This window comes from Aureitalea sp. L0-47, from assembly GCF_026126405.1.
In the GTDB taxonomy this organism is placed as follows: Bacteria; Bacteroidota; Bacteroidia; order Flavobacteriales; family Flavobacteriaceae; genus Pukyongia.
Genome location: NZ_JAFMTQ010000007.1, coordinates 90,447 through 106,212, shown reverse-complemented (window position 1 = coordinate 106,212; position 15,766 = coordinate 90,447). Strand labels below are relative to the sequence as shown.

General features: G+C 44.1%; 14 protein-coding genes. 2 read left to right on the top strand and 12 right to left on the bottom strand.

Annotated features, from left to right (window positions below; genetic code table 11):
• The 7 genes from rfbD to J1N09_RS08860 are packed head-to-tail and all read right to left on the bottom strand — an operon-like array spanning position 1 to position 7,361.
• A complete protein-coding gene (gene rfbD / locus J1N09_RS08890; RefSeq protein WP_265199799.1) occupies positions 1 to 864 on the bottom strand; it encodes a dTDP-4-dehydrorhamnose reductase in 864 nt (287 codons plus the stop codon).
• Positions 861 to 1,406 carry a dTDP-4-dehydrorhamnose 3,5-epimerase gene (rfbC, locus tag J1N09_RS08885; protein ID WP_265199798.1) on the bottom strand — a complete coding sequence of 182 codons (546 nt, stop codon included), beginning with the start codon at positions 1,404 to 1,406 and terminating at the stop codon, positions 861 to 863. The genes rfbD and rfbC overlap by 4 nt, the downstream gene beginning before the upstream one ends.
• Before the next feature lies 1 nt (position 1,407).
• Positions 1,408 to 2,265, bottom strand: coding sequence for a glucose-1-phosphate thymidylyltransferase RfbA (gene rfbA, locus J1N09_RS08880; protein WP_265199797.1), 858 nt, complete (start codon positions 2,263 to 2,265; stop codon positions 1,408 to 1,410).
• A 1-nt stretch (position 2,266) separates the two neighbouring features.
• Complete coding sequence (gene rfbB / locus J1N09_RS08875) at positions 2,267 to 3,286, bottom strand: dTDP-glucose 4,6-dehydratase (RefSeq protein WP_265199796.1); 1,020 nt, start codon at positions 3,284 to 3,286, stop codon at positions 2,267 to 2,269.
• A 14-nt stretch (positions 3,287 to 3,300) separates the two neighbouring features.
• Entirely contained in the window at positions 3,301 to 4,971 is a 1,671-nt protein-coding gene (locus J1N09_RS08870; RefSeq protein WP_265199795.1) for a DUF6909 family protein, read from the bottom strand.
• A gap of 24 nt (positions 4,972 to 4,995) precedes the next feature.
• Positions 4,996 to 6,492 carry a GH3 auxin-responsive promoter family protein gene (locus tag J1N09_RS08865; protein ID WP_265199793.1) on the bottom strand — a complete coding sequence of 499 codons (1,497 nt, stop codon included), beginning with the start codon at positions 6,490 to 6,492 and terminating at the stop codon, positions 4,996 to 4,998.
• 2 nt (positions 6,493 to 6,494) lie between these two features.
• On the bottom strand, positions 6,495 to 7,361 hold the full coding sequence (locus J1N09_RS08860) for a M23 family metallopeptidase (protein WP_265199792.1): 867 nt from the start codon (positions 7,359 to 7,361) through the stop codon (positions 6,495 to 6,497).
• 118 nt (positions 7,362 to 7,479) lie between these two features.
• On the opposite strand from J1N09_RS08860, the gene tatA reads away from it, so the two are divergent.
• Positions 7,480 to 7,662: a twin-arginine translocase TatA/TatE family subunit gene (tatA, locus tag J1N09_RS08855; RefSeq protein ID WP_265199789.1), complete on the top strand. Its 183-nt coding sequence runs from the start codon at positions 7,480 to 7,482 to the stop codon at positions 7,660 to 7,662.
• Between the two features lie 53 nt (positions 7,663 to 7,715).
• On the opposite strand, the gene J1N09_RS08850 is transcribed toward tatA, so the two are convergent.
• The 3 genes from J1N09_RS08850 to J1N09_RS08840 form a co-directional block, all read right to left on the bottom strand.
• Complete coding sequence (locus tag J1N09_RS08850; RefSeq protein WP_265199788.1) at positions 7,716 to 8,690, bottom strand: DUF4837 family protein; 975 nt, start codon at positions 8,688 to 8,690, stop codon at positions 7,716 to 7,718.
• Positions 8,691 to 8,709: 19 nt separating this feature from the next.
• Complete coding sequence (locus J1N09_RS08845) at positions 8,710 to 10,284, bottom strand: lytic transglycosylase domain-containing protein (RefSeq protein WP_265199787.1); 1,575 nt, start codon at positions 10,282 to 10,284, stop codon at positions 8,710 to 8,712.
• A 109-nt stretch (positions 10,285 to 10,393) separates the two neighbouring features.
• Positions 10,394 to 11,581 (bottom strand): phosphoglycerate kinase, encoded by a 1,188-nt coding sequence (locus J1N09_RS08840; protein ID WP_265199786.1) that lies wholly within the window; start codon positions 11,579 to 11,581, stop codon positions 10,394 to 10,396.
• A gap of 74 nt (positions 11,582 to 11,655) precedes the next feature.
• On the opposite strand from J1N09_RS08840, the gene J1N09_RS08835 reads away from it, so the two are divergent.
• Positions 11,656 to 12,810 carry an ATP-binding protein gene (locus J1N09_RS08835; protein ID WP_265199784.1) on the top strand — a complete coding sequence of 385 codons (1,155 nt, stop codon included), beginning with the start codon at positions 11,656 to 11,658 and terminating at the stop codon, positions 12,808 to 12,810.
• A gap of 144 nt (positions 12,811 to 12,954) precedes the next feature.
• Here the strand turns inward: J1N09_RS08835 and J1N09_RS08830 are convergent, their stop codons facing one another.
• A complete protein-coding gene (locus tag J1N09_RS08830) occupies positions 12,955 to 13,803 on the bottom strand; it encodes a class I SAM-dependent methyltransferase (protein WP_265199783.1) in 849 nt (282 codons plus the stop codon).
• Between the two features lie 35 nt (positions 13,804 to 13,838).
• Positions 13,839 to 15,710: a tRNA uridine-5-carboxymethylaminomethyl(34) synthesis enzyme MnmG gene (gene mnmG / locus J1N09_RS08825; RefSeq protein WP_265199782.1), complete on the bottom strand. Its 1,872-nt coding sequence runs from the start codon at positions 15,708 to 15,710 to the stop codon at positions 13,839 to 13,841.
• Between the last annotated feature and the right edge of the window lie 56 nt (positions 15,711 to 15,766).

Genomic DNA, 15,766 nt, shown 5'->3' with positions numbered 1-15,766 from the left:
TTATTTTTGGTTATTATGTTCTACAAACAGGGTTCTTAAGCTATCGCGCCAATGAACTGGAGTGACATTAAATTCCCTGTAGAGTTTACTGCTGTCTAAAATGCTGTACTTGGGTCTGTCTGCAAAAGTACGGTAATGGTCGGTTTTGGCAAGGTTTGTTGTGTCTAATTGTCCCGACTCTTCCAGTATAGCTTTGGCAAAATCGTACCAGGTTGCTTCGCCTTCATTGCTGAAGTGATAGACGCCATATGACTTCGAATCACCCTGTGCGATCTCAAGTAGAGCTGCGGCCAGGTCGTTTGCATTGGTGGGCGACCCCAGCTGTTCGGTGGTGATAGTGAGAGGGTTGCCGGCAGCAGCGTGTTTCAGTATGGTTTTAAAAAAGTTATGGCCAAACTGTGAATAGAGCCAGGAAGTGCGAACGATAAAATACTTAGAACAGAATTCCTGAACGAATTGCTCCCCGCCCAATTTTGATGCGCCATATACATTTATTGGACCCGTAGGGTCATCCACCCTATAAGGGCTGTTCTTGGATCCGTCAAAGACATAATCGGTTGAAACATGAATCAGTGTAATCTGGCGGACTGCACATTCCTTTGCCAAATGCTTCATTGCTTCGGAGTTGACGGCAAAGGCGAGATCCTTTTCGCTTTCCGCCTTATCAACGGCCGTATAGGCCGCTGTGTTGATACAAACATCAAATTCCGTAGCATTAAAATAGGATTGAACCCCATTCGCATCTGTAATATCAAGATCATCTATGGAGGCAAATTTAATTGCCAGATCGGGATACGCCGAAGCCGCCTTTTTGATGCATTCTGAAAGTTGTCCGTTTGCCCCTGTTACCAGTACGTTCTTCATGAAATTGCCTCCTCGAAACCGGGAAGTTGCAGGTCTTTATCTGAAATTATGAAATCTTTCTCTGGAAGATGCCAGTCCAGCGCTAAGGTTGCGTCATTATAGATGATTCCTCCTTCCGATTCACTGGAGTAATAATTATCACATTTATAACTAAATACAGCCTCCGGTGATAAAACAACAAATCCATGGGCGAAACCCCTTGGCACAAAGAGTTGAAGGTTGTTTTCATCATTGAGTTCCACTCCGTACGACTTTCCAAAGGTGGGAGAGTCTTTCCTGATGTCCACTACCACGTCGTAAACCCTGCCTTTAACCACTCTAACAAGTTTTGCTTGTGCCATCTCTCCTTTCTGAAAATGCAGCCCTCTAAGCACTCCATAGGACGAAAACGACTGGTTATCCTGAACGAAATCCACGTCGATCCCGGTAGTTTCTCCAAAGGTTCGCGCATTAAAGGTTTCACAGAAAGAACCACGCGAATCTTTAAAAACCCTGGGTTTTAGAATGAAGCAGTCTTTTAATGGTGTAGTTATTTTTTCCAATTTATTTTCGGTGTAGTAAGTGTTTTCCGTATCCGCTTTTCAACAAGGGGCCTGCCAGCGCCTTCAATTGGTTCTCATCAATATACCCCATATTATAGGCGGCTTCCTCGATTGCTCCGATTTTAAGCCCTTGTCGTTCTTCGATCACCTCAACAAACTGGGCTGCCTGCATTAGAGATGCAAATGTTCCCGTATCCAGCCATGCTGTTCCTTTGTCGAGAATACTCACGCTGAGCTTACCTGCTTTAAGATAGGCGTTGTTCACATCGGTGATCTCAAGTTCTCCTCGAGCACTGGGTTTAATTCCCGCGGCAATGTCAACTACGGAATTATCGTAAAAATAAATTCCTGGTACGGCATAATTGGATTTGGGGTTTTCCGGTTTTTCCTCAATACTCAGGGCTTTTCCGGAGTCGTCAAATTCCACTACCCCATAACGTTCCGGGTCGTGCACGTGATAGGCATAGATAACGCCGCCCTCAGGATCATTGTTGGAAAGCAGTAGCTCTTTCAGGCCTGTTCCGTAGAAAATATTATCTCCAAGGATCAACGCAACTTTATCGTCTCCTATAAAGTCCTTTCCAATAATGAATGCTTCTGCTAGGCCCTTTGGTTCTTCCTGAACAGCATAGTGAAATTCACATCCGTATTTAGAACCATCTCCCAATAGTTTTTTAAACAAGGGAAGGTCCTGCGGAGTGGAAATGATCAATATTTCACGGATCCCGGAATACATTAGCGTTGATAACGGATAATAGATCATGGGCTTGTCGTAAACCGGCATGAGTTGCTTGCTTATGGCAAGTGTAATTGGGTGAAGTCTTGTTCCGGATCCTCCGGCCAGTACTATTCCTTTCATATTAGTCTAATCTTTCTCTGTGCTGAAGGTACCACTCTATGGTTTTAGTAATTCCGGATTCGAAATTCTCATCCGCCTTCCAGCCAAGTTCGTTTTCTATTTTCGTGGCGTCAATAGCATATCTGAAATCATGCCCGGGCCGATCTGTTACAAAGGTAATTTGTTCTTTGTAAGCTGTATCTTTTGGTGCCATTTCGTCAAGAATATCACAAATTTTCTCGGCGATGTACAGGTTTTTTCTTTCATTTCGGCCTCCAATGTTGTACGTCTCTCCCAATTGACCTTTTTCTACAGCTAGTTTGATCCCTTTACAATGGTCCAGAACATAGAGCCAGTCCCTTACATTGGTGCCGTCACCGTAAATAGGGATAGACTCCCCAGCCAGGGCCTTGCGAATGATGGTAGGGATCAACTTCTCTTTATGCTGATTAGGGCCGTAGTTATTCGAACAGTTGGTAGTTACAACAGGTAACTGGTATGTGTGAAAGTAACTACGAACAATAAAGTCTGAAGACGCCTTAGACGCGCTATACGGACTGTTCGGGGCATATGCCGTGCTTTCGGTAAATAGCCCGGTCTCTCCCAGGGATCCGTAAACCTCATCGGTTGAAACATGCAGGAAGCGGGCGTGCCTGAACTCGTCTTTGAATTGTCCGGGGCCATTCATCCAGGTAGCGTAAGACGCCTGAAGCAGGTTAAAGGTCCCTACGATATTAGTTTCAATGAATGCCGAAGGTCCGCTTATGGAATTATCCACATGCGATTCTGCCGCAAAGTGAACAACCTGGTCGAATTCGTGCTTCCGGAACATTTCAGATACAAAATCCTTGTCGCAAATATCCCCCTGTATAAAATGGAAGTTCGTATGGTTGGAAACCGACTCCAAATTTCTCATATCACCGGCATAAGTAAGCTTGTCTAATACATAAACGATTGCTTCGGTCGATTCGAGCAAATGAATGACATAATTGGATCCTATGAATCCTGCACCCCCGGTAATCAGTATGTTAGTGTGTTTCAAAATATATTTTTAGATTAGGCTAAAATCTGTTTTAACATTTTTTCGGTTATCACGTAAGTGGGTTTTACCCCTGCGGTTCCGAGTCCGCCAGATGCTAAGGTGCTACCACTTTCCAATGGGTTATCCGAAGCATAATATGCGTATCTAACGGCGACTTTCGGACTTATACTCCCCCGAATTTTAGACGCCGACTGAATCGCTTTCTGATAGTGAGCTCCCTCCATCTCCAGTCCGATAACGTTCCAGGTAGAATTATGAAAGAACTTGAGAATCTCCCTGTTTTGCAGTGATGTTCCCAACACCGTGATCATGGTTCCCGAACAAACGTCGATATCCACGTCGTCAAAATGTGATTTTTTCAGCTTGTTCTTAAAAGGGTAATTATCGGCAGTCCCTTCAAATACGTGTGCACTGGGAATCATGATGTCGCCTTTCTTGCCACTCAAAATACCCGCTTTTCCCATAATTGAAATGGATTCAACGTGCATAAGCTCACGCTTACCGTTGATAATATAGGGTTTTAGTAGTTCATCCATGGTTTCATAGGCCTGTTCTCCAAAGGCATAATCCATAACTATGATCACGGGCATATCTTCTTCCGGCATATCAACAGCCGGAACGTAGAAGTACTTGGAGTCGAATATCTGAACATTGATATTCGCCCCGGAATCGTCTTCGATATAGGTCATTCCGTTGGCCAAACCATATTTCTTAACCTTTTGCTGCAGTTTCAGGCTCTTAGGATCGCTGAGTTTCTCGAAAATAACCATTGGGTCCGAATCTTTGAATTCAGAGGTGAGTGCTTTGGCGGCGAAGAGGCTATTCAAAACGCTGTGCATATTCGCGCTGATCACATGCAGAGGCCTGCGCAACAGGCCTTTATCATCAAGGACTCTCTTAATATTCAACGCCCATTGCTCTCCGTGGATATGATGACCCAGGCGTTCTCGCAGGACAGGGCTAAACGTAATGAGTCGCTTAGTGCCTGTCATTTCCTCCTCCATGGCCCTTTTCCCAAGATAGTAGATGATGTTTAGAAACCTGTTATTGATCTCAGGACATTCGAACAACGGGTAAATTGCATTTACTTCCTCGAAGGTTCTTCCAAGGAAATTGGCGGTATGGGTTAGGGCTATCTCCTTGTCTTTCTGCGAAAGTTCTTTGTTCACCTTCACAGCCTCTTCCAGTTTATGCCAGTCGCGGATCAGATCGCCTGCTTCATTGATCATAACCTGTTTCATGATCTTATGCGACTCGATATACAGAAACGTAAGGTGAGTTAGTATGTCATATATCTCCGAACGCCCTCTTGTAATCTCAATGTTCATCTGCTCCTCGTCAATGCGATAACAGTTTCGGCGGCGTTTGGCCGGGATTATAGGTTTGAAATGTGAGTTCTTGTAACCCTCATCGGATGTAAGGTTAATGAAGCGACATTCCTCGATACCATAAGGCAAACGGTCTATTACGTAAAGCAAGCCTTCCAGTTCAATTTTCTCTTCAGTTATTGTACCGTATATTTCCGGACTTAGAATCAATAGTGATTCGCGAAGGGTTTCTCCAGAAATTCCCATAGGCTTATAAAAACCCCTGTTGAACAAATGCCGCATAGTAATGTACATTCGTTCAATAGCTCCAGAACTCTCCTGAGCTCGCGTTCTTTTATGGGCTGTCAATGGGCTCATTTGCCTGCAAAGATAGTACTAATTTTACGGTTGTAGATCGTATAACCCGTCTGCAATTTTACGGTCATTCGATAGTCTCGGCACCTTGTTTTGTCCTCCTAATTTACCCTGTTGTTTCATCAATAAATTGAAGCTGTCTTTTTTCAGGGATTTAATTCGAAGCGGCTGTAATATCTTGCCCGAGATCAAGTCGAAATAGTAGCTGTTCTGATCCTGCATGTGCTTGTCGATAGTCTCGGCAATAGCACTCAGGTCTTCAGGGGAGCTATCGAACTCGATCAACCATTCGTGGTAAGGAAGTCCTTTGTCATCGGGGTTTGTTTGCGGCGCCACGGTAAATTCAGTAATACTAAAACCGTGATCCTGCATTGCGAGTTGCATTGCCTGTTCTACTTCCTTGCCAATTACATGCTCCCCGAATGCCGAAATAAAATGCTTGATCCTTCCGGAAACGATCACCCTGTACGGATTTGTAGAAGTAAACTGTATCGTGTCACCAATGTTATATCCCCATAGTCCGGCGTTGGTAGAAATGATCATCACGTAATTAACTCCTGTTTTTACTTCTGAAATCATTACCCTCTTTGGGTTTTCATCGAAGAAATGCTCCGCTTCGATAAACTCATAGAACATACCTGAATTCAGCAAAAGCAACATGCCGCGTTCGCCCTGTTTGTCCTGGTAAGCGAAAAATCCTTCGCTGGCCGGATACAGCTCGATACTGTCTACCTTCCTCCCGATAAGCGCCTCAAATTTCGCCCGATACGGTTCGTAATTCACGCCTCCGTAGATAAACAAATTGAAGTTGCTGAATAGCTCTCCCACCTTCTTTCCGGATGTCTCGATAAGTCGTTCGAAATACATCTGCACCCAGGAAGGTATTCCGCTAATAACCGTCATGTTCTCCTTCTTCGTCTCCTCAACAATAGCGTCAACCTTGGCCTCCCAATCGTCTATACAATTTGTCTCCCAGCTGGGTAGGCGGTTTCGTTGAAGGTATCCCGGGACATAATGAGCCACTATTCCCGACAATCTGCCCAGTTTAATCCCATTTTCTTCTTTCAGGATTGGATTTCCTTGAAGAAAGATCATCTTTCCCGACACAAAATCCGAATTCCCTGTTTCATGAATATAAGAGAGGATGGCATCCCGGGCTGCGCGAATATGGGTTGGCATGGACGCCTTGGTAAGCGGTATGAACTTGGCACCGGAAGTGGTTCCTGAGGTCTTGGCAAAGTACAATGGTTTACCGGGCCAGAGAATATCGGGCTCACCGGCAACCATTTTGTCTACATAAGGCCTCAGACCTTCGTAATCCCGAACGGGCACGCGTTTGGTGAAATCCTCGTAGGTTTCGATCTCGCTGAATCCATGATCTTTTCCAAATTGGGTATTTGCAGCTTGTTTTAGGAGGGACCGGAAGACTTTTTGCTGTGTTTTCAGTGGTTTCGAAATCCACTTCTTGTTGCGTCTGGCAACCCGGGCAGCGAAGATCTTGGCAGCTAAAGCTTTAAACTTCATAGTTAGTCGAAATCTATAAAATTAGCAGGATCAATTGGGTAGCCTTCACTCCAGATCTCAAAATGCAGGTGGGGTCCCGTAGAAAGTTCCCCGGTATTCCCGGCCGCAGCAATTACCTCTCCTGCTTTCACAAGCTCACCTTGTTCTTTTGCCAGGGAAGCATTGTGTTTGTATACTGAAATAAGACCATTCTTGTGTTCCAGGATGATAACATAGCCTGTTTCTGCCGTCCACTCTGCAAAAATTACGGTTCCGTCTGCCGTAGCTTTTACCGGGGCATCCTTGGCGGTTACTATGTCGACAGCATAATGTTTTTCCTCGGGATTATACCCTTCAGAAACCGTTCCTTTAACAGGTGGGAAGAGTACGATAGTAACGACTTCCGGATCTACTAGTGGGTTATATTTGTCTTCCTGAAACACTTTTTCGCGCAGCAATGAATCCTCCCGGGAAGGCGAAAAGTCAACTTCCGAAGGATTCTGACTCGCAAGTTCCAAAACCGAATCTTTATTGAATTCCACCGTTTTTACATCTCCTGAAAGTACTTTTCGTATGGAGGCGAGGTAGCTTTCGTTGATATTTATCACCTGTTGCAGTGAGTCGGTTTTGAAGGTAAGGTCCGTGGCCTTCTGCTTTAAGGCAGTGGAGGAATATCCCGGAATGTATTCCCGAAGTGGTGTAAATGCTATCAGCAGGGTAGTCAAAGCAATTAGGAAAACTGCGAATATGGTGCTGAACACGAAAACGTTCAATCGGTTCAGTTTAAAAGAAAACCGCTCCTCGAAAGTATCTTCATTCAATACCACCAGTCTATACTTGTGCAGTAGCTTTCTTTTGATCCTTCCCTTACTTTTTTTCTTTGCCGTCATTTAATCCTTGTTCCTGGTTTGCAAATATAATTAAACCCCTTCCGAGTATGCTAAACTTACCCTGAAAACGTTGTATCTAAGGAATTCTTGTTACCTTTGTCTTATAAATTTCTTAAAGATGACTGCATTACTTTTACCCCTTGCAATCGGCCCATGGCAAATTGTACTTATTGTTGTGATTGTATTATTACTCTTTGGTGGAAGAAAAATACCTGAATTGATGCGAGGCCTGGGAAGTGGGATCAAAGAATTCAAAGAAGCGTCAAAAGAGGATAATAGCGACAAAAAAATAGAGGAATAACTTCCTGATAAGGATAAATATAGAAGCCGGGTAGTGGGAACTACCCGGTTTTTTTATTGAAATTTCGCGGACCGAAGTATTGCTTCCAACTCGAATTGTAAATCCCGCTTACTGGTAGCCGGCGCATACACAAACCCTTCCAGGATCACATACCTGTTATTCACCGAATCCTTTACGGCATAGTTCAGAAATGGCCCTCCCATAAATTGGGTTTTAACCTCCCAAATTCCCTTGGTTTCGTAGGCTGGCAGGCCGTCTATCTTGGTTTTAAAGATATAAGGCGCGTAATATGCCTCGGTGATAAATCGGCCACCTTCCTCCACAGGAACCAGGTTTCCTCCTATCGAATCCCTGATTTTAATAATATCGGCTACACTAGTGCTGTCACTGCGTATGAGATCCATTGGTACTTCGTAAACTACGATGTTCGTCTCGCCCGATTTTAATGCCTTTCGGTACCAAATGAAATCTTTATTCTCCGCCGCGAATCGATAGGCAGAAGGTATTTTCATATTGATTCCGAAGAATTTTTTCAGTGAATCTGTTTTCTTGAGAGATATTTTTATTCGTCGTTGTTTTTCTTTTATTTCTGAAGCTTTAAACGCCGCTATGATCTGCTGATAATTCTTCTCAAGCAGCCTTTTAATATCCGCTATATCCTTTCCTACGATAAATGCGCCCGTCTGTGGTTTGGCGTATGGGTTATTCTTAATCGCTACGCCTGCTGTATCCCCAATGGAAACGTGAAGAAAGGTTCTGTATTTCCTGGCAAAGTCCGTGTAAGTAGATGGCGGCATCTGGTTCATGGAAAACAGCGGCTCGTCCTGTGGAAGCCCGTCTACCGGAGCCGCAAAATAACCTCGGATCTCTTCTCCAACCTCGCCATTCCACAAGTCGTTTTCTATGATTACCTGAAGGGTGTTGATATTACCCAGAGACTTGAGTAAGTATTTGTTTCCTTCACCTGTTTTTTCGCAAGAAGTAAAAATAAATATGAGCCCTAAGAGGGCCAATCGTGCTAGTTTCATCCGTTAAAATTTAATGGGACTATCCCTTCTGGATCTTTAATTTCATCCCCGGTTTCAACTTATTACCGCTAATATCGTTCCATTTTCTGATATTTTCCACGGATACTCCCGGAAATTTTTGAGAAATGCTCCAGAGGGAATCTCCGCTCTTCACAGTATAAGTTCTCGCACCATTTTCGGAGGTTGTAGTAGTGGTGGCTGTTGAGCTCGACGTCGATTTTTTCGGGGCATTGCGCCTGGGGTGTATGGTAAGTCTTTGTCCTATCCTTAACCTGTTGCTTCTCAAGCCATTCCATCGTTTGATCTGGCTTACGGTCACACCGTACCTGTTCGCGATCTTGCCGAGATAATCCCCACTACGCACACGATATCGAATGCGATCCGATTGCTCAAAAAACTGTGGAAGCGGTTTCTCTCTTTGGTTAAATTCTGCCTGAGCATAGGCGTATACCGCCTCCTCATTTGCCACAAATTTTCCCATGGCGTCAACAGGTAGCCGAAGCACATAATCCTCGTCCTTAATCACCGGTATAATCCCGTGAATATAGGAGGGATTGAGGAAGCTAAGCTCCTCCATATCCAGGTTGGTCACTTTAGCAACATGTTCGAGTGCGATCTTATTCTTCACCCGCACAGTGTCGGTTGCGATATATGGATATTTCGGGCCATTGCTCTTAAACCCGTGTTCTTCGGCAAACTCAAAAATATACATAGTAGCCAGGAAAGCAGGAACATATCCAGCCGTCTCACGTGGAAGGTTATGACGAATATTCCAGTAATTGGTACGTCCGCCGGATCGTCTTATGGCCTTGGACACATTACCCGGCCCAGAATTATATGCTGCTAGTGCCAGGTCCCAGTCACCCAGACTCTGCTCGAGGCTTTTAAGGTACTGACAGGCGGCATCGGTAGCCATAAAAGGGTCTGAGCGCTCATCAACATAGGAATTTACTTCCAGCCCGAAAATCTTTCCTGTGCTGTACATAAACTGCCACAGTCCTGTCGCTCCAACCCTGGATTTTGCCCTGGGGTCCAACGCGGATTCAACAATGGCGAGATATTTCATTTCCAGTGGAAGCCCGTGTTTGTCCAGGTGTTCTTCGAACATAGGAAAGTAGTAATCACTCAATGCCATGAGTCTTGCCATGGTCTTCCTTCGGTTTTTGAGATAGCCCTTTATCACACTCTCGAGTGAAGGGTTGTATTCTACATTGAAAGGTGTTCGGGCATTGAGTTCTTCAAGTCGCTGTTTAAGCACTTCGGTAGGAAGTTCTTCGTATTCTATCGGCTCGTAATCTTCATTCAGAATGGCACCGTACATCTCCTCAAAACGGCCGGTGGCATATAACTCACTCAGCCATAGACTATCGATCTTTCGCGTTGATTCCATGTCCTCAAGGGCAAAAACCACCGTGTCCTTCACATTAGTCACAAGGGTATTCTGAACAAGATCCCCAACCTTCACTGGAATTGTAATAGAGTCTGTTACCTGTACTGTTTTGGTTTGAAGATCCCCGGTATTCTCTTCCTCCTGGGCAATGCCAGTTAGAATTCCGAAGAAGAAAACTATTAAAAGAAGATATGCAGGTTTCATGATATGAACAGATTGGGCTGAATTAAAAATCGCTTAAAAATACACAAACAAGCGCATTGGACAAATTTTTAACATCCTCGTAACAGGACTAACGCCCATGCCCAGCTGTTTATTTTAACAATGCCTCGATTCCCGGAAGAGTTTTTCCTTCGAGCATCTCCAGCATGGCACCTCCCCCTGTAGATACATAACTCACTTTATCGTCTAATTGAAACTTCTTCGCGGCAGCAACGGAGTCGCCCCCGCCTACCAGTGAGAATGCGCCATTTTCGGTTGCCTCGGCGATGGCTAGCCCAAGTTTAATGGTTCCCTGGGCGAAATTGTCCATTTCGAATACACCCACCGGACCATTCCATAAGATAGTCTTGGAATGAGAGATCACCTCCGCAAAGGCAGTGTTGGTTTCAGGACCGGCATCAAGCCCCATCCATCCGTCTGGAATACTATTAATCGGCGAGATGTTTGTTTCCGCCTCATTACTGAAGCTATCCGCAATTATAGAATCCGTGGGCAGGTGAACTTTTACATTTTTGGATTCAGCAAGCTTTAATATTTCCAGAGCTGTGTCCATTTTATCTTCTTCCACAAGTGAACTTCCAATAGCTCCTCCCTGGGCTTTCACGAAGGTGAAGGCCATTCCGCCACCTATGATGAGGTGGTCGATCTTATCCAGGATATTCTCTATCACCGTGATCTTTGAAGAAACTTTCGCTCCACCAATAATAGCAGTTACAGGAGATTCGCCTGTGGTAAGAACCCTGTTCAGGTTTTCAACTTCGGAAGCGAGCAGAAGTCCGAAGCATTTGTTTTCAGGAAAGAATTCGGCGATAACTGCAGTAGAAGCATGCGCCCTGTGTGCGGTTCCGAAGGCATCATTTACATAGTAATCTCCATGGGCCGCCAACTTTTCAGCGAATGCCCTGTCTCCCTGTTTCTCCTCGGGATAGTAGCGCAGGTTTTCCAACAGGAGAATCTCACAGGGTTGTAATTGGGCTACGGCCTCATCAACTGTCTCCCCAATGCAATCATCTACAAACTTCACCTGTACACCTAGCACTTCCGTTGCTTTTTTCACTATATGTCGCAGTGAAAACTCGTCTTCCCTGTTCTTCGGTCGGCCTAAGTGCGACATCAGAATACAACTTCCTTCATCCTCTAAAATATTAATGATGGTTGGTTTTGCAGCTCGAATGCGTGTGTCATCCGTGACTTCTAACGCATCGTTCAGGGGAACGTTGAAATCCACCCTGATCAGCACTTTTTTATCCTCGAAATTTATATCCTTAACTGTTTTCATTCATGTCATTTTAAGTGACAAATATAGTTCTTTAGCCGTTTATTTTCAGTAGTAAAAAAAACGTAGTTTTGTGTATGGATTTCAGCGATGTAATCGGGCAGAAACACCTCAAAGCATTTTTCAAAAAAACTGTAGAAAACGGAAGGATTCCTCATGCCCAATTGTTCGTTGGTAGAACGGGGAGCGGTCTTTTGCCAATGGCCATTGCCTATTCCCGCGCCCTTCTTTGTTCTCAGCATACTGAAGATTCCCCCGAATATACTTCCTGCGGGATGAAAGTTGATAAGTTGGTTCATCCGGACCTCCACTTTGTGTTCCCAGTGAATACTACCAGTTCGGTTAAAAAACACCCCGTTAGCAATCAGTTCCTTGAAGAATGGAGGGAATTTGTATCAGCCAATCCTTACGGTTCCTTGTTTGAGTGGCTGCAACAGCTGGGAATAGAAAACAAACAAGGAAGTATTAATGTTGACGAGGCCACGGAAATAGCAAAGGCTTTGGCGCTTAAATCTTTCGAGGGAGGATATAAGATCATGATCATCTGGATGGCCGAAAAAATGAATACAGCCTGTGCAAACAAGATCCTAAAGATCGTTGAGGAACCTCCCCAGAAAACGGTTCTTTTATTGTTGGCAGAAAACGAAGAGGCAATGTTAACCACCATCCATTCCCGCTGTCAGAAATTGTATTTTCCCTTGCTTTCGGAAGAAGATATTGCGTCGCAACTATCTGACAGTAAAGATGTTGAGGCGAATTTAGCTCGGCGAATCGCTCATAGGTCGGCTGGAGATTATAACAATGCACTTCATATATTAGATCAAAATGCAGACGATCTTGAATTCGAAAAATGGTTTGTGGACTGGGTCCGTATGGCCTTTCGCGCTAAAGGAAACAAAGCTGCTATTAGTGAATTACTGAAATGGAGTGAGAACCTGGCCGGTCAGGGTCGTGAAACACAAAAGAAATTTCTTTCCTTTTGTATTGAAGTGTTCAGACAGGCCATGCTTAAGAATTATACTGCAGATTCACTTCTCTACTTCGAAGCGGAGGATCCGTCTTTCGACATCACAAAATTTTCACCCTTCGTTCATCAGAATAATATTTTCGATATTCTCAATGAACTTGAAGATGGCATCTATCACATCGAGCGAAACGGAAATGCCAAAATCATTTTCAGTGATCTTTCTATTCGATTAACCCGACTAATTCACCGAAAAGAGCTGGCATAAGTCAAATTTATCGCTGTTGTTCCTGTTAATTTGTTTTCTCTATTAAAAACCGGTGCTTTTTAAGCGCTCTGGAGCGTTTTTATTTTTCTGTAAGGCAAATCCCTGTTTTTCTGGCGAAACAGACTTAAAACACACAAAACCGGCCTAATGGTGTCTTTTGAAGATGTAAATGTGAGAAGAGTACTCTTTTGAAACCAAACCCTTGAGATTAGATATAAATCCAATCCAAATAGCTTTTAGAGAGAATCTGTTTCCCGATTTGTATTTTTCTGAAAGTAATGAGACATAAAAAGAATCGAAAAGCATGGGTTTGGTTTTTACATGATCGAAATCTTTCGAGAATAATTTCCTGACAGATGTTTTTGAAAAATGCCAAAGGTGCCTGGGAACATCATAAGCTGCCCAATACGTATTATAAAAACGAGCATCGTAGGATCTGAAATTGGGTACTGCCACAATTAAAGTTCCTCCGGGTCTTACAATCGAAGCAAGATCATGAACTGTTCTTTCCAGGTCCGGCATATGTTCCAGCACGTGCCAAAGTGTAACTGCATCATAGTTGGATTCCGGGAGCGAATCAATCGAAGAAACTAAATCAACACTCCTATCGTCAGCAACCTCCCTAGCCCTCTCACTGGGTTCTACTCCTTTGACGTCCCAGCCTTTTTTTGAGGCCGCCTCCAGAAATGCCCCGGTTCCGGCGCCTATGTCCAAAAGTGTTCCGGCGCCTTTATTATGTCTCGCAATAAGTTTGACCTTTTTGCGTAAAGCATACCCTTTCACTTTTTGATACAGATACGCCATGATCCCTTTTTCGGAATCTGTGTGAGATATATAGGCGTCACTATCGTAATATTTCGGTAGATATTCCTCTGAAGGAACAGGAGATGTGCAAAGCATATCTAGTTCTTCGTCGTGAATCAAATCAAATGTTTCTCCGGAAACCAGGTAATCTTTGGTGGTTAAATATGGGGTTTTGGTTGCTTCGGACACTTTAGAATTTATCAAATTGTTTCACGTGGAACATTTTACCTGCCCATATATACAAGCAATACTGAAATGTCGTTTGGCGACACTCCACTTATCCTGCTTGCCTGAGATACGGTGGCCGGCTGTATTGCTTTAAGCTTTTCCATGGCTTCGAAGGACAAGGATTTGAGCTTTGTATAATCGAAATTGGTCGGGATCTTAATTCCTTCCAATCGATTTAGTTTGTCGGCATTGTTCTTTTCTTTTTCTATATAGCCCGCATATTTAATCTGTATTTCGGCTTGCTGCAGCACCTCCTGGTCGAGATCGTGCTCCTCAATGTAGGCAGAAACGGATTCCACCTTCATCATATCCTCCATGGTTATTTCCGGTCTGGAAAACATTTTGAACATCTTGTCGCTCTGCTTTACCGGGGCCGATTTCTTTTCCTCGAGAATTGCATTTGCTTCCTCCGGGGCAATACTTGTTTCTCTAAAAAAGCTGACAAAGGCGTCTGAAGATTCTTTTTTTCGCTCCATAGTTTTCAACCGTTCTTCGCTAGCCAAGCCAAGTTCAAACGACTTTGGAGTTAATCTGAAATCCGCATTGTCTTGTCTTAGTAATGTTCTGTACTCTGCCCTGGAAGTAAACATACGATAGGGTTCCTCCGTGCCTTTGGTAATAAGATCGTCGATTAAGACTCCAATGTAGGCTTCGTTTCGTTTCAGAATAAACGGCTCCTTTTCATTTACTTTCAGATGTGCATTCATTCCGGCCATTAGTCCCTGGGAAGCCGCTTCCTCATATCCGGTGGTACCGTTGATCTGTCCGGCAAAATAGAGTCCATCTACAAGTTTTGTCTCGAGGGTGTGCATTAATTGAGTAGGTGGAAAATAATCGTATTCTATTGCATAGCCAGGACGGAAGAATTTTACATTTTCAAACCCATCACATTCCTTCAGTGCTTTAAACTGTACATCTTCCGGTAAGGAAGTGGAAAAGCCATTCACGTAATACTCCACTGTATTCCAGCCCTCCGGTTCTACAAACAGCTGATGTCTGTCCTTATCTGCAAATCGATGAATCTTATCCTCTATTGATGGGCAGTATCTAGGTCCTATGCTTTTAATCCTTCCATTGAACATAGGCGACCTGTCGAAACCTTCCCGAAGCAAATCGTGTACTTCCGAAGAAGTATAAGACATATGACAAGCGAGCTGTTCTTTGAGGGGTTGTGTGCTGTCCAAATATGAAAATTTCTGTGGGTCCTCATCGCCCGGTTGAATGATCATTTTAGAAAAATCCAATGACCTTCCATCCACCCTTGGCGGTGTTCCGGTTTTCATTCTACCAGAATCAAACCCAAGATCCACCAGGTCCTTCGTTATTCCCGTAGCAGCCTTTTCACCGGCTCTTCCTCCTCCGAATTGCTTTTCCCCTATATGTATCAGGCCATTTAGGAAAGTCCCATTCGTGAGCACAACCGACTTAGCTCTGATCTCCAGGCCGAGGGATGTTGTAACGCCAACTACGTGATCACCTTCTACTATGATTCCCGTAACCATTTCCTGGTAAAAGTCGAGGTTTGGAGTTTGCTCCAGCATTAACCTCCACATTTCTGAAAAGCGCATTCGATCACTTTGAACCCTTGGGCTCCACATGGCCGGTCCTTTGGATTTATTCAGCATCTTAAATTGTATCGCTGTCTTGTCGGAAATAATTCCACTATAGCCTCCTAAAGCATCAATTTCACGCACGATCTGGCCCTTTGCAATACCACCCATTGCAGGATTGCAGGACATCTGACCAATATTCTGCAGGTTCATTGTTACAAGTAGGGTTTTAGAACCCATATTTGCTGCTGCAGCTGCCGCCTCGGAACCAGCATGTCCGGCACCTACCACTATTACATCATATTCATTCTCAAACATAGCGTCTTTATTTGTTCCACGTGGAACACCAATAGTGAAATTTTAGTGCGCAAAGA

What these genes read in the sequence shown, in the direction of transcription:
- rfbD (WP_265199799.1), bottom strand. Translation starts at nt 864, where the DNA reads ATGAAGAACGTACTGGTAACAGGGGCAAACGGACAACTTTCAGAATGC.
- rfbA (WP_265199797.1), bottom strand. Translation starts at nt 2,265, where the DNA reads ATGAAAGGAATAGTACTGGCCGGAGGATCCGGAACAAGACTTCACCCA.
- J1N09_RS08870 (WP_265199795.1), bottom strand. Translation starts at nt 4,971, where the DNA reads ATGAGCCCATTGACAGCCCATAAAAGAACGCGAGCTCAGGAGAGTTCT.
- J1N09_RS08865 (WP_265199793.1), bottom strand. Translation starts at nt 6,492, where the DNA reads ATGAAGTTTAAAGCTTTAGCTGCCAAGATCTTCGCTGCCCGGGTTGCC.
- J1N09_RS08860 (WP_265199792.1), bottom strand. Translation starts at nt 7,361, where the DNA reads ATGACGGCAAAGAAAAAAAGTAAGGGAAGGATCAAAAGAAAGCTACTG.
- tatA (WP_265199789.1), top strand. Translation starts at nt 7,480, where the DNA reads ATGACTGCATTACTTTTACCCCTTGCAATCGGCCCATGGCAAATTGTA.
- J1N09_RS08850 (WP_265199788.1), bottom strand. Translation starts at nt 8,690, where the DNA reads ATGAAACTAGCACGATTGGCCCTCTTAGGGCTCATATTTATTTTTACT.
- J1N09_RS08845 (WP_265199787.1), bottom strand. Translation starts at nt 10,284, where the DNA reads ATGAAACCTGCATATCTTCTTTTAATAGTTTTCTTCTTCGGAATTCTA.
- J1N09_RS08840 (WP_265199786.1), bottom strand. Translation starts at nt 11,581, where the DNA reads ATGAAAACAGTTAAGGATATAAATTTCGAGGATAAAAAAGTGCTGATC.
- J1N09_RS08835 (WP_265199784.1), top strand. Translation starts at nt 11,656, where the DNA reads ATGGATTTCAGCGATGTAATCGGGCAGAAACACCTCAAAGCATTTTTC.
- mnmG (WP_265199782.1), bottom strand. Translation starts at nt 15,710, where the DNA reads ATGTTTGAGAATGAATATGATGTAATAGTGGTAGGTGCCGGACATGCT.